Here is a 16,615-nt window from a genome sequence, read left to right as displayed (position 1 = left end):
GAGCGACTCTCCGGCCTTTCTTTCTACTAATCATTCATCTAATCAATCGCCGCTAGTCCCCAGCTTCCGCCATCCTTGTTGAAATAATAGTACATAGAGTATGACGAGATCTCATTTTCACGAATCCTCTTGCCCTCGACGCGCATCATGATATTTTTGCCTTCCTGCTTGATGTCAGAGATGCTGGTTACACTAACTTCGCCTCCGAACAGATACATAAAGGCATCCGCAGTGGGGACGTTTTTAAAAGAATCGCGGTAGGCCGCTTCGTCCTGTCTGACCCACGCTTCCAGATTGTCCCTCAGCAGCTGCTTGATTTCATCGTTCAATAATGGATCCTTGAGCTCGTCCCAATCGATCAAGACACCCGTTTTCATATCTCCGGATGCTTTCTGGTCCGCAGCTCCGTTGCCGGAATGACTGAAACCCGTTGCTGCGAAGCCGGAAGAGGATTCAGCTTCCCCAGATTTGTCCCCGGGAGAAGCAGAGCGAGAGCAGCCTGATAAGGCCGCGACGATAATCAGAAGTGCCAGCGCGTATTTTCGTACAAGTACTGTCCGCAAGGATTTCACCCCTCGTATAATGATTGGATTTATTTGTAATAACGCGTTCACCCGTAAAAAGGTTTCGTTCCAGCAGGTCCAGTGAAATGTATGGGCGATGATTCCCTTGCTATCTATACTGCTTGTCAGCCTTCCGTTTGATATGGCTCAAAACCCTTGCCCTGCAAGGCTTTGAATCTTGTCCACGCCAAAGCTGTGCCCGGCCTGTCCGCAAAATAATTGGCCGTCCCCCGGCTTGTCAGGCTTGGAAACAAAGAATATATAGGCCCGCCCCTCATATAATGTACCAAACTATCTCGAGTAGGGAGGCGGGAGCGTGCACGATTACATCAAGGAGCGTACGATTAAAATAGGCCGCTGCATTGTGGAAACACGGCATACGGTCCGGACGATCGCCAAGGAATTTGGCGTCTCGAAAAGTACGGTGCATAAGGATTTAACCGAACGGTTGCCGGAGATCAACCCGGACCTTGCGGACCAGGTCAAGCACATTCTCGAATATCACAAATCGATTCGGCACCTGAGGGGAGGAGAAGCCACAAAAATCAAGTACAAAAAAGGCAGCCCCAAAGGACGTGAAATCGTTACATCTGCGAACTGAGAAGGAGAAATACGTCACCTAAGTCTGTTTCAAATTGGGTAATGGTTTAGTTTGAACCATGCCAAAGGTTCTATTTATGATTGAATAGGTCCCCCGAAGTATGATATTTTTAAAATATGGAAATCTAATGCTGTTTTTTACCATTGGATGCCGTAATTTGTCGAAGTTCCACGTATTTTTGTCGATTAGGATAGGGAATGTGCAATCTGGAGATACGGCTTCTTTTACCATCATTTTAAAAAATCGCTTTGGGGGATGCAGGAATGGGCAAGGATATCGGGATTGACCTTGGCACGGCAAATGTGCTGATACACGTAAAAGGTAAAGGCGTTGTACTGGATGAGCCTTCGGTAGTCGCAATCGAAAGTGATACCAAGCGCGTACTCGCTGTTGGTGAAGACGCGAGGCGCATGGTCGGTCGTACACCAGGCAACATCGTCGCCATCCGCCCGCTTATGGACGGGGTAATTGCCGACTTTGAAATTACAGAAACGATGCTGAAACATTTCATAGGCCGTGTTGGAGGGAAAAACTGGTACAGTCATCCCCGCATCCTCATTTGCGCTCCTACCAATATTACATCTGTCGAACAGAAATCGATTCGTGAAGCTGCGGAACGGAGCGGCGCCAAGGAAGTCTTCCTGGAGGAAGAGCCTAAAGCTGCCGCGATTGGCGCAGGTATGGACATTTATGAACCGAGCGGCAATATGGTTGTCGATATCGGCGGAGGAACGACGGATGTGGCGGTGCTCTCCATGGGGGACATCGTCACAGCCTCCTCCATAAAAATGGCGGGGGACAAGCTTGATGCCGCTATTATCCGCTATATTAAAGGAAAATACAAACTGATGATCGGGGAACGTACGGCCGAGGACATCAAGATCAACATCGGTACCGTTCATCCGGGCGGGCGCGAGGCGGCAATGGATATCCGGGGAAGGGATATGGTTTCGGGACTTCCGCTGACGGTGGCCATTTCGTCGGCTGAAGTGCAGGAAGCGCTTTGGGATCCGGTATCCTCTATTGTTGCCGCCGCGAAATCGGTGCTTGAGCGCACTCCGCCGGAGCTTTCTGCGGATATTATCGACCGGGGGGTTATCCTGACCGGAGGAGGAGCGCTCCTGCACGGGCTGGACGAGCTGCTGGCGGAAGAGCTTCGCGTGCCTGTGCTCGTGGCCGAAGATCCGATGCATTGCGTTGTAAAAGGGACGGGCATTATGCTCGATAATTTGGACCGTGCTGTAAAGAAAAAGTTTTAAATGCCGATATATTTATTAACATTAAATGATCGGAGGTTCTTCCATGTTAAGAGGGCTTTATACGGCTTCTGCCGGAATGGTGACACAGCAGCGAATCCACGATACGGTGACCCAGAATATTTCCAATATCAATACGACGGGGTACAAGCAGGTGAACAGTGTTGCGCGTTCATTTCCGGAACTGTTTATCTCGGCCATAGGAGGAGACCAGCCGGGGTCTAGACCGATCGGCAAAATGAATTCGGGCGTGTTCGCCGAGGAAAGCCTGTCCTCGTTCACTCAGGGAGATCTTCGTGAAACGGGCAAGAGCACGGATTTTGCCCTGATTTCTTCGCTAGGCCTTCAGAATCCGGCTACTGGGCAAAATTACGTATTTGATGCTTCAGGCAAATCGGTGCAGGATGACGGAAGCGTTGTGTACCGGCCGCAAGCTTTTTTCACGGTGCAGGACGATCAGGGCAAGGAGCTGTATACCCGTGACGGAAGCTTTCACGTGAATGCAGCTGGCCAACTGCTGTCTGCCGAAGGCTATGAGGTGCTTGGCGCGGACGGGAATCCCGTTACGATTGACGGAGCCGTCGACCGTTTGAAAGTGGACGAAGAAGGGTATATTCTAAACGATGATGGAACGAGAAGCGGGGTGCAGCTGAGAATCAGCGTGGCAACCCAGCCGAATCAGCTGGTGCGTGACGGCCACGGCGTTTTTGAAGCGCCCGATGCAGCCGCTGCAGGGATCAGATTGCTGCAAAACGGTGACGCTTTGCAGGTCCGTCAAGGCTCAATCGAAGGATCAAACGTCGATACGGCCCAGTCCATGGTCGATTTAATGGCTGCGCAGCGCGCTTATGAAGCCAATCAGCAGATCATTCAATATTACGATCGAAGTCTGGACAAGGCTGTCAACGACATAGGCCGCGTATAGGAGGTGTTATGATGAACAATTCGATGATAAGTTCCATGGTTGCTTTGAACAGTATCCAGAAACGGCTGGATTTGCTTGCTGACAATGTGGCCAACGTGAATACCGTCGGTTACAAGCGCAAGGAAGCTTCCTTTGAAGATACATTGACCCGTGTGCAGGAACAGGCCGCCGAAATGAAATTGCCGGGCCGTTCAATGCCTTCGGGATTTAATCTCGGCTTCGGTTCAAGGCTGACTCCGGTTTCGCTGAATTTTGTGCAGGGAACGATTCAGGATACCGGAGTGCCGACCGATTTGGCGATTCAAGGCAATGCCTTGTTTGCGGTAGAAGCTGGTGGGCAGAAAGCCTGGGTCAGAGAAGGGGATTTTCAGGTTCATCCGGATCCCGCTGACCCCGAGCAGGCCTATTTGACAACAAGCCAGGGATACTATGTACTGAACACGGATGGAACTCCTATCAAGGTTCCGGCAGGTTCCAAACTGCAAATCGACCGGGCGGGCTTTATTACTGCCGTAAACGGTTCTGTTACCTCTGACGCAGGGCGGATCAAGCTTGACTATATCCAGCGGGCCGAGGGTCTCGATCAGAAGGACGACAATCTGTTCACGATCACACCTGGCGCGAACGAACCGGATGTCCTGGAATCGCTGGCTACGATGGCGGAGGCCGACCCTAGACTGGAGTCCGTTTCGGTCAGACAAGGCGCCTTGGAGCAATCGAATGTTGATCTTACGCAGGAAATGACGGACATGATGCAGATACAACGCGCATATCAGCTCACGGCACGCGCTCTGACATCCAGCGAGGCCATGATGAACATGGCGAATCATTTGCGTGGATAGGTGGTGCTGAAATGACGGAACGAACGACGGCCGGGGAGGAAGAAAGACCGGAAAGACCGCGGCGGTCGCGGGTTCAGGATAAGAGCAAGAGCGTGAACAAAACGCGGAGGCCGCGTCGCAGACTACGCAGTCTGATCATCACGCTGCTTGTCATTCTTTTTCTGTTTGCTGCCGGTTTTGGCGGGATGGTCTTCGGCTATGTCGTGCTCGGCAAGCAATCCTGGACCGAGGTTTTGGAGTGGAGTACCTGGCGTCATGTTTATGATCTGGTATTTGCTCCATAGGATTGGCAGTTTGCAGCTTTATCTTCATTAATGAAATTTTGAAACCATGACCTCCGTTTGCCGGCCCGGCGCTGGCGATCGGAGGTTTTTTCGCGCTTTGCCCCCCGCTAAAGCATTAGGCCGGGTGGTACACCATGGAGGTTTCCTTTTTCTGCGCGGAAAATGCTATAATGGTGTGGGAATGTTCAAGAGCCCGCGTACGGCAATTCAAAAGGGCTTTATCCTTATTCGGCACAGCACATATGTACCGATTTAAGGAAAAGCCCCTTATCTTAACCTTCGCCTCTGCAGGGACGAAGGATAATTACAGTATGGCCCAATTTTCGAGTTTTATACGGGCCGCCTAATTGAAAGGGGTAACATTGAAACGATGATGGATGTTCGTGAAATTCAGGAAATTATACCGCACCGCCCTCCATTTTTGCTGGTGGACCGGATTCTCGAAATGAAACCGGGCAAGCGGGCTGTCGGGATTAAAAATGTTTCCATTAATGAGCCTTATTTTGTCGGGCACTTTCCGGAGTACCCTGTTATGCCAGGTGTGCTCATTACCGAGGCGCTGGCCCAGGTAGGCGCAGCAGCGATGCTGAAGCTTGAGGAGAATCGGGGCAAGATCGGTTTTCTGGCGGGCCTCGACGGCTTCCGTTTCCGCGGCCAGGTTGTTCCGGGGGATACGCTTCGTCTGGAAGTTGAAATTACCCGGCTGAAGGGATCGATCGGCAAAGGCAAGGCCGTAGCCAAAGTGGATGATAAAATAGTCGCTGAAGGCGAAATCATGTTTGCTTTATCCTAGAAAATGGGTATTACCATAAAAGAAAGTTAGCGTGAACCTAACTATTCCGCTTAAGTATAGGAGGAGTAATTGATGAGCGATTATGTGATGACTGTGCAGGACAAGGTAGAAAGCTGGCTTCAGGATGTGCATATTGACGAGGAGACCAAGCGTGAGCTTCGCTCTCTGGAGAACAATCCGGCAGAACTGGAAGACCGTTTCTACAAGGATTTGGAATTCGGCACCGGGGGCCTCCGCGGCGTGATCGGGGCGGGCAGCAACCGAATGAACCGGTATACCGTAGGAAGGGCTACCCAAGGCTTTGCCGCTTATCTCCTTGCTACCGCAAAAACATCGGACTCCGTTCCATCCGTAGTCATTGCTCACGATTCCCGGCATTTCTCGCCCGAGTTTGCGCTCGAGGCTGCGCTTGTTCTGGCCGGCAACGGGATTGCAGCCAAGCTGTTTAGATCCCTTCGCCCGACGCCTCAGCTTTCTTTCACAGTGCGCCGCTTGCATGCGGACGGCGGCATCGTCATCACGGCGAGCCACAACCCGCCGGAGTACAATGGCTATAAAGTGTACAATGCATCAGGCGGACAGCTCGTTCCTCATGAAGCCGAACAGGTTATCGCACACATCCGCCAGGTGGAGTCTTTCGCCCAAGTAAAGCGGTTGACCCGGGAAGAGGCTGAAGCGAAAGGTCTGCTGGTTTGGCTGGATGAAGCCGAAGATGAAGCTTTTGCGGGTACTGTGGCCTCTGTCAGCGTAAATCCTGAACTGCTGCGCAGCGGTGCAGGCAAAGACGTCGTGATTGTCTACACGCCTCTCCACGGGACAGGTAATGGTCCTGTCCGCCGTGTCCTTGATAAGCTTGGATTCTCGCAGGTGCATATTGTTCCCGAGCAGGAACAGCCGGATGCGGAATTTTCAACCGTCAAATCGCCGAATCCGGAAGAGCGCGAAGCCTTCAAGATGGCGATTGAACTGGGGCGCAAGACCTGCGCTGATATTCTGATCGGAACCGATCCGGATGCAGACCGGATGGGCGCCGTTGTCAGAACCAAAAGCGGTGAGTATGAAATTCTGACAGGCAACCAGTCCGGGGCCATTCTCATGTACTACATGCTCAGTCAACTGAAGGAGAAGGGAAAGCTGCCTGAAAACGGGGCGGTTGTCAAAACGATCGTGACCAGCGAGCTTGGGGCGGAGATTGCCCGCCATTACGGGCTTACCGTGTTCAATACGCTCACAGGCTTCAAATATATCGGCGAGAAAATGAACGAATTCGAGAAATCGGGCTCTTATACTTACGTTTTTGGTTACGAGGAAAGCTACGGTTATCTGGCAGGCAATTATGCGCGCGATAAAGATGCGGTCGTTGCCGCTTCATTGATTTCCGAAGCCGCGGCATATTACAAGCAGCAGGGCAAAACGCTGATGGATGTGCTTGAGGACATTTACCGTGAGTTCGGCTATTACCGTGAGGCGTTGTCTTCCATCACCATGAAAGGCAAAGACGGCGTCGCCAAGATCGGCGCATTGATGACATCGTGGCGGGTGAGTCCGCCGGACTCGATCAACGGCTTCACTGTAACAGAGGTTCTTGATTATTCTCTCGGTCTGGACGGTCTGCCTAAAGAGAATGTCCTTAAATTTCTGCTTGATGACGGCTCCTGGTTCTGCCTCCGTCCGTCGGGCACGGAACCGAAGATCAAGTTCTATTTTGCCGTAAAAGGTTCATCTGACGACGACGCCAAAGCGCGCCTTGCGTCATTGCAGGAACAAGTTCTGTCCCGGGCTAACTCTTAGCCCGTGGTGCGGGACTTGTCCCGCAGTTATTATGAGGAGGTCCATTCGTGTATTCAACATGGAAAAAGTGGAATAACACCACCCGCAAATGGCTGTGGATTTTGGTCGTGATCGGGCTGGTGGCTTCTTTACCTGTCATTTACGAACGGGTTCAGACGGAAAGCTCCGCGAAACAGGTTCAAATTGTGTTTAGCTATCGCAGTCTGCTTGATATTGCTTCCTATCAGGCAAATCCCGAAACGTTTATGTCCGAACAGCTGGATCGGCTGAAGAATGCGGGTGTCAATACGATTGCCGTATTTGAGAGCAGCCTCGATGAGCTGAAGAAAGCTCGCCGAATTATGATTTATACGTCGCAGGATATTGCCAATATGAATAAAACGGCCACATCTTCACAGGATAATGGAACCTATATTGCATTTACTTCAGAGGACAATGCAAGCGTGTATGAACCGATCATCAGGGAGACGTTCAGCCGCTTTGATATTGAAGTGACGCCATGGAGCATTAACGGGCTTCCGGGCCTCTACCTGAGAACGTCGCCGGAAGATGCCGGCATGAAGCCGCTTGCGATGGATCCGCTTGCCATGGAGATGATTCATGACAAAGGATTTACGATTTTGCCGCGCATGACCGACAACGGGCCTTATGATCAGGAATCCGTGGACAAGCAGTTGGATCTGTTTGTCAAGTACGGAGTGCCGCGTATTTTGTTTGACGGGGATGCGGTCAAAGGGTTTGCCGACAATGCAGAGAAGCACAGTCTTCAGGCGTTTGCGGATTCTTTGAACAAGAGGGGCATCGGCATCGCGGTTATCGAAGGCTTGAAGAAACAGCAGCAGGGCTTTGCCAAGCTTGCCTATCTGCTCGATTACAATGTGGTTCGCCTTCATTCCATCAGCGATGTTGACGCAAGCGATGATCAGCAGACGCTGGCCGACCGCATAGCGCTTGCGGTCAAGGACCGCAAAATCCGCATCATCTACTTGAATGCTGCGCCTTCCCGTAATCCGGCCAAAGCGATGGTTGCCGATCCGATCGACAATCTGGTTCATACGCTTCAGGAACCAGGTAACGCCATCAGCCGTATCGAGGATGCCGGATACAAGCTGGGAACCGCCGAAGCTTTCCAGATCGTAGATCATTCCTGGGAAAAAGCGGCTAAATTGTTTGTAGTTCTGGGAGCTGTGGCGTTTACGGCTCTGCTGATCTCCTATTTCATCCCAGGTTTTGCGCTGGCAGCGCTCCTGATCGGACTTGCGGGCTCAGCAGGATTGTATGTACTGAGACCGGTCATGCTGGAACAGCTTCTCGCTTTGGCCGCGGCCATCAGCGGTCCGTCCGTGGCAACTCTTCTCGCGATTCGGAAAGTCAAGGAGCTGCATGAGGTTCACGCCGGGATGAGCGCTTCGCGCCGGCTTTTGCACAGTATTGTCCTTTTTGTAAAAACATCATTAATCAGCTTGAGCGCCGTTCCATTTGTGATTGCTCTGCTTAACAATATTACCTACAGCCTGGTACTGAATCAGTTCCGGGGCGTCAGCCTTTTACATTTTGCGCCGATGCTGCTGGTTGCTGTTTATGTGTTCCTGTACCAGGGAGAGTCGGTGCTTGCCGAGCTTCGCAGATGGCTCCGCATGCCGATTACGCTATTGTGGGCCGTCATCGGAATCGTGATCGCCGGTGCAGGTTATTATTACTTGTCACGCACAGGCAACGCTGGCAGCCTGCTTCCCGGAGAAGCAGCCTTCCGTGCGTTTCTGGAAAATACGATCGGCGTTCGTCCGCGCAACAAGGAATTTTTGTTCGCACATCCGCTGTTCATTGTCGGCGTATTCGCGGCCCTGCGGTTTCCTAAAATCCTTTATGTCATGATTGTTGCCGTTATCGGTCAATTGTCGATGGTCGATACATTCGCCCATATCCATTCACCGGCCTTTATTTCCTTGATCCGGGGACTTTTGGGACTCGGGTTCGGTCTGGTATTCGGGCTGATCGCCATCGGAATATGGCAGATTATCGAAAGGTGCTGGATGAAATGGTCGCATCTGTTACGCGAACAATAGTATTATCCGGGTATTACGGCTTCCGCAACAGCGGAGATGAAGCGGTGCTGCGTTCGATTTTGACCGCTCTTGAGGAAGAGGGGCAGAGATCGGGCATTGCCTTTGAACCGGTGGTTTTGTCCTCCGATCCGGATTGGACTTCCCACATGTATGGGGTTCGGGCGGTGCCAAGGATGAAATTCGCGGAAGTCTGGAAAGCTATTCATGGCAGCGATGGTTTGATCAGCGGAGGAGGAAGCCTTCTTCAGGATGCGACCGGCCCTGCTTCAGTCCCTTACTATTTGGGTATTATCAAGCTGGCCCAGTGGATGGGCAAGCCTACCTTTGTTTATGCGCAGGGCGTTGGACCGGTAAACCGGAAGCCGTACCGGCGGCTCATTGCATCCGTATTCCGGAAATGCCGCTATATTTCGGTACGGGACATGGAATCCGCTGAGCTTCTCCGCTCCATGAGACTGCGCATGGAGAACATCGAGGTCGTGCCGGATCCGGTGATGGGGATGAAGCTGCCCGAAGAAAATGATCGGCAAAATGACCTTGAAGCGGATGCGCCTGCATCCGAAACGGCGAACCCGGGGGCGGATGCCGGATCGTTCGCCGGAGCAGGTGCTTCGAACGCAGCAGCCGATCCGGCTGCAGAAACGCCTGCCGTCTCGGATGAAGCAGCTGTTTCAGCTGCAGCAGAAACGCTTGCCGTTTCGGCTGCAGACGGGGCGCCGGTTGTGGGCGTCTCGGTCCGCTTCTGGAACAGCGAGCGGACCGAGCTGGCGGCCCTGGCTGCGGGCCTTGCGGACCTGGCCCGGCAGCGGCCCGTGCACCTGCGGTTCCTGCCGTTTCATCTTCCGTCCGATGAAGAAGCGTCCCGCTTCTGCATGGAACGGATCGGCGACCTGGCAGGAACGGGCAGCAAGATCAGCATTGCGCCGGCAACCGACAATCCGCAGCACATGCTGCGGGAAGTGGATGCCTGCTCGCTGCTGATCGGCATGAGGCTGCACAGCCTCATCTACGCTGCCTCGAGAAGCGTGCCCCTGCTGGGCGTGTCTTACGATCCGAAGATCGATCACTTTCTGGCACGGCTCGGCACCGTGCCGGTCGGAACGAGTGATCATCTTGATCCGAAGACGCTCGCCGCGCAGGCGCTGCACCATCTCGGCAACCCCGGGGAATGGCTGCGCCAGCACAGCGGCCAGATCGAGGCGCTGAAGCGGGAAGCCAGAGTGCCGGCGCAGCGAATCGCAGATTATTTTTTAAGGGATAAAGGGTGAAACACTTGATACAAAGCGAAACAATTCCTTCAGTGAACCTGTTCGGCATACGGGTCAGCAAATGGAACATGGAAGAGACGGTAGCCTATTTGACCGAAGCGGCAGAGTCGGATCGGCCGCATCAGGTGATCACCGCCAATCCGATCATGGTCATGGCAGCCCTTGAGGATCCTGCTTATATGGAGATCATGCAGAAGGCTGAACTCGTTGTGCCGGACGGCGCCGGCGTGGTCTGGGCCTCCGGCAAGGCCGGGAATCCCGTCAAGGAACGGGTTGCCGGGTTTGACCTGCTGCATCAGCTGATGAAGACAGGCGAGAAGCGGTCCTGGAAGGTGTACCTGCTTGGCGCGTCGCCGGAAGTGATTCAGGAAGCAGCAAACCGGTTACAAATGCAGTATCCGGGCGTGAAGATTGTCGGAAGCCGCGACGGCTATTTTGGCCCGGATCAGGATCTTGAGGTTGTGGAGGCCATTAAGGCTGCAGCGCCCCATATCCTGTTCGTCGCCAGGGGAGCGGATACCCAAGAGCCCTGGATTGCCAAGTATAAGCAGCAGCTTGGCGTTCCGGTTATAATGGGCGTGGGCGGCAGCTTTGACGTTATATCCGGTCGAAGCAAAAGAGCTCCAAAATTTATGCAGCGGCTTCGCCTGGAATGGTTTTACCGGCTTCTGAAAGAGCCAACCCGCTTTCGCAGAATGCTTGCGCTGCCGAAATTCGCCGTTAAAGTGCTGAAGGAGAAAGAAAACCTGGGATAGTTCACAGTAATTGAGCGAATATGGCGGAATATCGGCTAACAATTGCTGAATGATGAGGTTGGTCTTTAGGTGCTTTCGGAGTATAATTCATTCCGGTAGAACAAATGGGGGTTGAAATCGACATGTTGATGATTTATATCATCGGATTTATACTAACGCTTTGTTTGGCACTGATCCTGACTCCACTTGTAAAGAAATTCGCTTTTTTTGTGGGTGCAGTGGATAAGCCCAACGCTCGTAAAGTGCATACAACGATTATGCCTCGGCTAGGCGGGTTAGCCATTTATGCAGCAGTTATCGCCACTTTGTTAGCCGTGTTCCCGTTTATTCCGGAAGGCTTCCTCTCCGCTCGGGACGTAAACTTCGTAAAAGCCTTCGTGGTGGGCGGAACGATGATTATGCTGCTTGGTGCGCTGGATGACCGCTTCCAGCTGAACGCGAAGCTGAAATTTCTGGTTCAAATCGCAACAGCCTGCGTCGTGGTATTCGGTTTTGATATACGAATTGAATTTGCCAATATTCCATTTCATACTTATTCATCTGTAGAAAGCTGGATTGCCATACCATTTACGCTCCTCTGGATTGTAGGAGTAACCAATGCGATTAACCTGATTGACGGGCTGGACGGACTGGCGGCCGGTGTCTCGGCGATTGCCATCGGGACGATCTCGGTCATGGCCTTTATTATGGGCAATGAGATTGTTGCTGTCATCTGCATGCTGCTTCTGGGCAGTATCCTTGGTTTTCTGTATTTCAATTTCCATCCTGCAAAAATCTTCATGGGGGACTCCGGCGCGCTCTTCCTTGGCTTTAGCTTGGCGCTCTTGTCCTTGCTTGGGTTCAAGCAGGTTGCGATCGTGTCCTTCCTGACACCGCTCATTCTGATCGGGGTACCGCTGTCGGATACGATGTTTGCCATCGTCCGCCGCTGGATGCAGAAGAAACCGATCTTCTCGCCGGACAAGGGGCATTTGCATCACTGCCTGCGCGAGCTCGGCTTCAGCCACCGTCAGACGGTGCTGGTCATTTACGGGATTGCGGCCTTCTTCGGTATCCTGGCCATCATCCAATCGTCCGCTGCCATGTATTCGGCCAACTGGGTTACCTTCGTCGTCATCTGCATCATGGCCTTCTTCCTGCAGATCGGCGCAGAGGTTATCGGTCTCATCGGCAAAACGAAGCGCCCTTTGCTGAACTTCCTGGCGCGCCTGCGCATGAAAGTAAACGCAGAACGCGGATCGAAATAAAGATTATATAGGACAAGCCCGCTAACCATCCAAACCGGTAGGCGGGCTTTATTTTAAAATGAAGAATAACGTTTTCAGCCTAGTGGCTCATTTGCCTTATTCCATCCGGAATAAGGTTTTTTTATTCCATTTTTCTTCAAATTTACAGGGGCAAAGCCGATAAATAAGGTAAATGCTGACTGCGCCCTGAAATGGGGGCAGCGACGACGATCACAAGGAGGACATCATTTTGAAGAGAGTAATAAGCCTGCTATTGACGGTAGCCCTGATTGTGGGTCTTGTTCCCGTTTCATTTACGGAACGAGCAACGGCAGCATCCGAGGGAAGCTATTTTCTGTTTACTAACCAGCAGTATGATATTAATTCCCCGAAAATTGTAAATACAGACCGCGTTAGTTTTTCAGGTACCATAGCTAACGTATTGGGGAACACAGTAAACTACAGTGTTGAACAGATCAAAGTGGATTCCAGCGGGAAAGTAACTGTAGTCAACTCCAGCAAAGGTCAAATTGGAGGTCTTACCGTAAATGGCTCTACCATTACCGTAACCAACTTACAGCTATACGCGGGGCTGAACCGTGTCACCTTCAGCGGCTCCAAGGGCGGAAATACAACGGTGTCTGATACGATCTATTTCGATTACAGAAATAATCCGACGCTTTATAATCTTAAAGCTGTGATGAGCGGGCAATCGGTTGATTTGACAGAAAGTCAGCCGGCTACCATAGTCGCTACTTCAAGCAGTCCTTTTTATATGAAGGATTCAGCCGATATCACGATCACAGGTTATGCTCCAGGGGCGGAAGAAGTAACTGTGGAAGTGAACGGAGTTGGCAACAGCTTTACCTATCCGGTCAACAGCTATGATAAGTACAGCTTCTATGCAGCGCCTTTCAATGTGAAAAGCGGTAAAAACGTGATTAAAATTAAGGCTGTAAATAATGACCAAATGGTTGAAACAACTCGTGAGCTTACTTTTTACAATGGCAAAATTACCTTTTATGATGTTACCTTAACTGATGGCAGCAAAACGTCTGCGGATCTGGCGACATTCCCGGATTTTGCGAGCACTGCGACCAACGGGTTAACGGTCAACGGTAAAGTCATGATACCTTATGATCCTGCGAACCCTCAGGATCCTGCGGCTTATTACATTTTTAACGGTGGCGCAAAAACTTCGATTACCTCGATTAACAAAACAATATCAGGAAATTTTATGCTGGCTGATTATTCTTTTCAGCTCCCTGGACCCATTACGCCAGATGTAAAGAACTCTCTGTCGTTTATGTTGGATAATCAGGCAGCGTCTCAGACTTTTGGCTTTACCTTGAGAGATCCAAGTAAATCTTACATCTACCAGGTCAATTATTTGAGCGGGTATAGCGAGGGTATGAGTTCTACCGAAGTAGCCAATTTAAGCGGGGACAGTCTCGATGGCGCGAATATCTATTCGCTTCCTGCTGCCGTTGAGGTACTGATTGCAAATGGTAATGTGAACGACTCAGTTAAGATCAACGGAACGCCAGCAGATATGCTTGTTGTTCCGAATCAGTTGATCGTGAAGGATGTAAACGGAGCTTCCGTGACAATGGTCCGCGCGATTTTGAAAATATCGGCCCTCCCTAAGTCAGGTTCCCAGACCATAACTTTTGAAACAAGTTCGGGGAACGTCAAAAGTGTAACCGCAACCCTGCTGTTTGGACCTGATGTGAAGTTCAACAAGCTGTACACAGGTTTGGTCATGTATTTGGATGCCAGCGACACGAACAGAAAACAAACAGTTTTGACCGAACTGGATAAACTGAGAGGCCAAATTCTGAATGTTCCTGAAAGTGAAATCAAATACAGCGGATCAGGCCGCAGCGTGTTCCTGTATGTCAATAATACGCTTATTGATTTGCAGCAAGACAGCAGCACAACAAAGTTTGTTGTTACTGGCGATGCCGAGAATACTCTTTACAATGCGATTTTCCCTGGTGAGAATACGGTCAAGTTTGAATTCAACGGTTCGAGCAAATACACGAAAACGTATAAATTCAGTTATATTCCTAAAGATTCGCCATCTATTCCGGCGGCATCAAGCGACAGCGTCTATCCTTTTACATTTGTAAATCTGAATGACAATCTACCTTTAGGACAGGATTCCAACTTCACATCCAATGGTTCTGTATTTCTGACGAAGCAGAAGAAGATGAATGTGTATGGAACCTTTGATTTTATTAAGGATTTGGGCACGAACAAAACGGATGTTGAAAATTCGATCAATTCCCTGATTGTATCAGCCAACACATCGGAGCAAAAACAGGCCATTCTTAGCAACTATGTAGTAAGAATTACTTCACCTAGCGCAGATGGCAAAGATATAGTGAATGAATGGAATTTGGGTAACGAGTTCTCGCTTGTCGAGAACAATGTTCCTGTTTCTGGCGGTACAATTTCAATGGTAGGCCCTGCCTCCACAAGCAGTCCGCTTAGCGTGTACTATGATGTGGATAAGCAGTATTTCCGCTTTATCCTGAGAGATCAGTCGCTCCCGGAAGACGGTAGTCCAATCGTTTATAACATTTCGGTTTATAACACCGGTAAGGGCGGTGCAGTTGCGACCTACCGTCTGGAAGTAAATCCGGTAACGGAGCCGTTTAACATTGTTCGTCCGCTTCCACAGAAGCGCGTCGTGAACCAGAACTTTGTAGAAGTCGTTGTTTATTCACCGAATGCAACCAGCGTTGTCATAAATAAACAGCAGGCAGAGAAGACAAGCTTCCAGGACTATACAACCGGCGGGATTGTCGGCTATGATCCGGCTTACCGGGCCATAGTCAAGAACCTCAAGCCGAATAAAGATACCGTTATAAATGTTACCGTTACGGTCGGAACAACCACAACCACGCAGACAATCACGGTCCGCTATGTACCGACGAATATCCCTGGGGCGCAGTTTATGCAGACCATGGCATCAAACTCTAAAGTATTTAATGGAGAGCTGTCTCTGGCCTTCCCGAAAGGAACCAGTTTAATCCGCCGCGATTATGATGAAGCCGCCTCTTACAGAGGACAAGTCTTTGCGAATCATGATCTTCTGTTCGCTATTGCCAATAGAACGGACGGCATTGTAGACCGGCATGATTTTGAACAGGTTCCCGCAGGTTATGACGTTGATGTCGTTGGACCGGGTAAAATCATGTTCCAGAGCACCTTCGATACCCACTTTATCAAATCGAGTTCGGTCTTCTGGATTGACCCTGGTTTGGCAGATAATATCAATACATCAGAATACGATCCAGTTACCTATGGTTCAGATCCGTATCAATTCCGGGTTCCTGAAGTCAAGCACTTCTTTGACAGGGATCCGCTCAGAGAACTTGTTCCATCGAAGCGAGGTACATTGACCTTAACTTATGATCCGAATCTTTCAGAGGATGCAGGAAGATTGGTGACGGTATTCCATTACAATCCGGAGTTAAGACAATGGGAGAATGTGGGCGGCGTAGTTAACGCGAAGAAGCATACGATTACGGTTTCCTTCGACCGGTTCGGTTACTACGTTGTCGGCAAGCTCAGCTATTCCTACAAGGATGTCAACCAGCACCCTTATGCCCGCGATTATGTGGAAACCCTGTATGCAAAAGGGATCATGAAACCAATCGATCCGGCTAACCAGTTTGGTGTAGACAGCTCCTACGTTTCACGTGGTGAGTTCACCAGCATGATTGTGCGTGCAAAGGATCTGCCGTTAAACTATTTGGGTACACAGCACTTTGTAGACATCTCGAATGATATTACATCTGTGAAATCAACTGATTTGTGGGATTTCCGTTATATAGAAACGGCGGCTCGTGCAGGAATTACACGAGGAACCCAGCCTACCGTTTTCGAGCCAACAAGCAGTATAACTCGGCAAGACTCAGCGGTCATGATTGCCAAGGCGCTGAACTTGAAGATGCAAACAAACCGCGCCCAAATCATTAAAGGACTGCAGAAATATTATAAAGACTATGCATCCATTGATTATTATGCGCAGCCCGCTGTTCTGGCAGTCGCCCAGAAAGGCTTTATGACCGGATCGCCGGTTGATGTCAACGATCCAAAGCAAGGTTATATGTTTAACCCTAATGCAGTCATGCTTCGGGGTGATGCAGCGGTGTTGATGGGCAAAGTCATGATCAGCTTGAAGAAGCTGCCGAATATTCAGTAGCTATTAGATTAAGGAAAGGGCCGGAGGCA

At 50.7% G+C, this 16,615-nt stretch carries 13 protein-coding genes; 12 read left to right on the top strand and 1 reads right to left on the bottom strand.

Annotation, left to right across the window (positions count from 1 at the left end; genetic code table 11):
- Nucleotides 1-38 precede the first annotated feature (38 nt).
- On the bottom strand, nucleotides 39-563 hold the full coding sequence (locus tag K7397_RS00580; protein WP_223065988.1) for a hypothetical protein: 525 nt from the start codon (nucleotides 561-563) through the stop codon (nucleotides 39-41).
- A 316-nt stretch (nucleotides 564-879) separates the two neighbouring features.
- Here K7397_RS00580 and spoIIID point away from each other — a divergent pair, with 316 nt between their 5' ends.
- From spoIIID to K7397_RS00520, 12 genes are all read left to right on the top strand, one after another.
- Nucleotides 880-1,164: a sporulation transcriptional regulator SpoIIID gene (gene spoIIID / locus K7397_RS00575; RefSeq protein ID WP_223065987.1), complete on the top strand. Its 285-nt coding sequence runs from the start codon at nucleotides 880-882 to the stop codon at nucleotides 1,162-1,164.
- Nucleotides 1,165-1,427: 263 nt separating this feature from the next.
- Nucleotides 1,428-2,423: a rod shape-determining protein gene (mreB, locus tag K7397_RS00570; RefSeq protein WP_223065986.1), complete on the top strand. Its 996-nt coding sequence runs from the start codon at nucleotides 1,428-1,430 to the stop codon at nucleotides 2,421-2,423.
- A gap of 43 nt (nucleotides 2,424-2,466) precedes the next feature.
- Complete coding sequence (locus tag K7397_RS00565; protein ID WP_223065985.1) at nucleotides 2,467-3,345, top strand: flagellar hook-basal body protein; 879 nt, start codon at nucleotides 2,467-2,469, stop codon at nucleotides 3,343-3,345.
- 11 nt (nucleotides 3,346-3,356) lie between these two features.
- Nucleotides 3,357-4,187 carry a flagellar hook-basal body protein gene (locus K7397_RS00560; protein WP_223065984.1) on the top strand — a complete coding sequence of 277 codons (831 nt, stop codon included), beginning with the start codon at nucleotides 3,357-3,359 and terminating at the stop codon, nucleotides 4,185-4,187.
- Between the two features lie 11 nt (nucleotides 4,188-4,198).
- On the top strand, nucleotides 4,199-4,471 hold the full coding sequence (locus K7397_RS00555) for a DNA-directed RNA polymerase subunit beta (protein ID WP_223065983.1): 273 nt from the start codon (nucleotides 4,199-4,201) through the stop codon (nucleotides 4,469-4,471).
- 370 nt (nucleotides 4,472-4,841) lie between these two features.
- Nucleotides 4,842-5,264: a 3-hydroxyacyl-ACP dehydratase FabZ gene (fabZ, locus tag K7397_RS00550; RefSeq protein ID WP_223065982.1), complete on the top strand. Its 423-nt coding sequence runs from the start codon at nucleotides 4,842-4,844 to the stop codon at nucleotides 5,262-5,264.
- 72 nt (nucleotides 5,265-5,336) lie between these two features.
- Nucleotides 5,337-7,055: a phospho-sugar mutase gene (locus K7397_RS00545; protein WP_273545556.1), complete on the top strand. Its 1,719-nt coding sequence runs from the start codon at nucleotides 5,337-5,339 to the stop codon at nucleotides 7,053-7,055.
- A gap of 47 nt (nucleotides 7,056-7,102) precedes the next feature.
- Complete coding sequence (locus tag K7397_RS00540; protein ID WP_223065981.1) at nucleotides 7,103-9,121, top strand: DUF5693 family protein; 2,019 nt, start codon at nucleotides 7,103-7,105, stop codon at nucleotides 9,119-9,121.
- Nucleotides 9,094-10,389 carry a polysaccharide pyruvyl transferase family protein gene (locus K7397_RS00535; RefSeq protein ID WP_223066118.1) on the top strand — a complete coding sequence of 432 codons (1,296 nt, stop codon included), beginning with the start codon at nucleotides 9,094-9,096 and terminating at the stop codon, nucleotides 10,387-10,389. Before K7397_RS00540 ends, K7397_RS00535 begins: the two co-directional genes overlap by 28 nt.
- 5 nt (nucleotides 10,390-10,394) lie before the next feature.
- On the top strand, nucleotides 10,395-11,144 hold the full coding sequence (locus K7397_RS00530; protein WP_237690578.1) for a WecB/TagA/CpsF family glycosyltransferase: 750 nt from the start codon (nucleotides 10,395-10,397) through the stop codon (nucleotides 11,142-11,144).
- 122 nt (nucleotides 11,145-11,266) lie between these two features.
- Nucleotides 11,267-12,391 (top strand): glycosyltransferase family 4 protein, encoded by a 1,125-nt coding sequence (locus K7397_RS00525; protein WP_223065980.1) that lies wholly within the window; start codon nucleotides 11,267-11,269, stop codon nucleotides 12,389-12,391.
- Between the two features lie 229 nt (nucleotides 12,392-12,620).
- Nucleotides 12,621-16,586 (top strand): S-layer homology domain-containing protein, encoded by a 3,966-nt coding sequence (locus tag K7397_RS00520; RefSeq protein WP_223065979.1) that lies wholly within the window; start codon nucleotides 12,621-12,623, stop codon nucleotides 16,584-16,586.
- Nucleotides 16,587-16,615: the final 29 nt, after the last annotated feature.

It is taken from the genome of Paenibacillus caui (genome assembly GCF_019904135.1).
GTDB lineage: Bacteria > Bacillota > Bacilli > Paenibacillales > Paenibacillaceae > Fontibacillus > Fontibacillus caui.
Note: the sequence above shows the minus strand (reverse complement) of the source record. Positions and strands in the feature narration are given on the sequence as shown.

Excerpts from the sequence above, each read along its gene's own strand:
- K7397_RS00525 (WP_223065980.1), top strand. The coding sequence starts at position 11,267 with ATGTTGATGATTTATATCATCGGATTTATACTAACGCTTTGTTTGGCA.
- K7397_RS00565 (WP_223065985.1), top strand. The coding sequence starts at position 2,467 with ATGTTAAGAGGGCTTTATACGGCTTCTGCCGGAATGGTGACACAGCAG.
- K7397_RS00545 (WP_273545556.1), top strand. The coding sequence starts at position 5,337 with ATGAGCGATTATGTGATGACTGTGCAGGACAAGGTAGAAAGCTGGCTT.
- K7397_RS00535 (WP_223066118.1), top strand. The coding sequence starts at position 9,094 with ATGGTCGCATCTGTTACGCGAACAATAGTATTATCCGGGTATTACGGC.
- K7397_RS00560 (WP_223065984.1), top strand. The coding sequence starts at position 3,357 with ATGAACAATTCGATGATAAGTTCCATGGTTGCTTTGAACAGTATCCAG.
- fabZ (WP_223065982.1), top strand. The coding sequence starts at position 4,842 with ATGATGGATGTTCGTGAAATTCAGGAAATTATACCGCACCGCCCTCCA.
- K7397_RS00555 (WP_223065983.1), top strand. The coding sequence starts at position 4,199 with ATGACGGAACGAACGACGGCCGGGGAGGAAGAAAGACCGGAAAGACCG.
- mreB (WP_223065986.1), top strand. The coding sequence starts at position 1,428 with ATGGGCAAGGATATCGGGATTGACCTTGGCACGGCAAATGTGCTGATA.